General features: G+C 68.8%; 2 protein-coding genes. Both read left to right on the forward strand.

Annotation, left to right across the window (positions count from 1 at the left end):
- The first annotated feature begins 123 nt into the window (after positions 1–123).
- Complete coding sequence (locus tag B1H50_RS09465) at positions 124–801, forward strand: response regulator transcription factor (RefSeq protein ID WP_080463529.1); 678 nt, start codon at positions 124–126, stop codon at positions 799–801.
- On the forward strand, positions 798–1,533 hold a 736-nt coding region (locus B1H50_RS09470; RefSeq protein ID WP_198939987.1), incomplete at its 3' end, for a histidine kinase dimerization/phosphoacceptor domain-containing protein. The genes B1H50_RS09465 and B1H50_RS09470, both read left to right, overlap by 4 nt.

Genomic DNA, 1,533 nt, shown 5'->3' on the forward strand with positions numbered 1-1,533 from the left:
CAGGACTCGGACTCATCGGACTGCACGAACGCGCCCAAGCCCTCGACGGAACCCTCACCCACACCACCACCGACCACCACTGGACCCTCACACTCACCCTCCCACTCTCCCTGGAGACGAGCCATGCCCCCCTCAGCCACTGACCGCGACATCCGCATCATCGTCGTCGACGACGACCCGATCGTGCGCAATACCATCGCCAGCACCCTGCGGGACGCGCCCGGCATCGAGGTGGTGGCGACGGCGGAGAACGGCGCCGACGCGGTGAGCATCGTCCACGAGCGCACCGTCGACGTGGTCCTCATGGATGTGCAGATGCCCATCCTCGACGGGGTAACGGCCACCCGGCGCGTGCGGGAGATCTCGCCGGCCACGAGCGTGCTCATCCTGACGACCTTCGACGACGACACCTTCCTCGACGGAGGGCTGGCCGCGGGAGCCTCCGGCTTCCTCCTCAAGACGACGCCCCCGGCCGAGCTCATCGCCGCGATCCGCACGATCCACGAGGGCGACAAGGTTCTCTCGCCGGGCCCCACGAGCAGGATCCTCGACCGCTACATCTCCGGCCAGCCCCCGAAGACGAATGCCGCCGAGGAGCTCGACCTCTCCGAGCGGGAGAAGGAGGTCCTCGAGCTCCTGTGCCAGGCGCGCTCCAACCACCAGATCGCCCGCCGCCTCAACGTCGCCGAGACCACGGTGAAGACCCACGTCTCCGCGATCATGCGGAAGATGAATGTCGCGAGCAGGCTGGAGATCGTCGTCGAGGCGCACCGCAGGGGCCTCTCGAGCGGCCTCTCATGAGATTCCTGGGCGTGCTCGATCCGCACCGGTATCAGACCCGGAACGCCCTGCGCCTGGCCGTCATATTAGCGTTCGTCGTCTTCCAAGCGACCGCGCTCGTCACATACTTCCAGGATCTCACACTTACCGCGAGCATTCTCGCGGTTGCCTGCCTACTGCTCATCGACCGCTTCCCCTGGGCAGTCCCGATCACCCTGGCCACGGGCATCGCCGCCGCGCCCCATCTGCTCCTCGCGGCCCCACTCGAGACAGCAGGATTCCTCAGCCCCGCGCTCCTCATCCCCGTCAGACGCTTCCGACAGGCGGGCCTCATCCTGGCGTCCTCCTGCGTCAACGTCACCCTCCGCGCGCAGGCCGGTGGCGCCGGCGCCTACGTGATCCTCCAGGCACCGGTCCTCCTCTGCGGCTCGGCGAGCGCGGGGATGGCCCTGCTCTACTTCCGCGCGCAGATGGAGCGGATGGAGGCGGAGCGCCTCGCCGCCCTGGCCGCGCAGCGGACCGCGATCGCGAGGGACCTGCACGACACCCTCGCCCGCGCCAACACCCAGATGGTGCTCCTGGCCCAGCAGGCGCTGGGCCAGCACCCGCGCAGTCGGTGCGTGGCGAGCGCCCTGGAGGACGTCATGGCGATGGGTCATCGGTCGGTAACCGACCTGCGCACCATGCTGCGCCTCCTGCGCCAAGACACCCCCACCCCCACAGCACCCACCCCCAGCCTCACCCAAGCCATCA

The sequence above is a fragment of the Actinomyces gaoshouyii genome (assembly GCF_002072175.1).
Taxonomy (GTDB): Bacteria; Actinomycetota; Actinomycetes; order Actinomycetales; family Actinomycetaceae; genus Actinomyces; species Actinomyces gaoshouyii.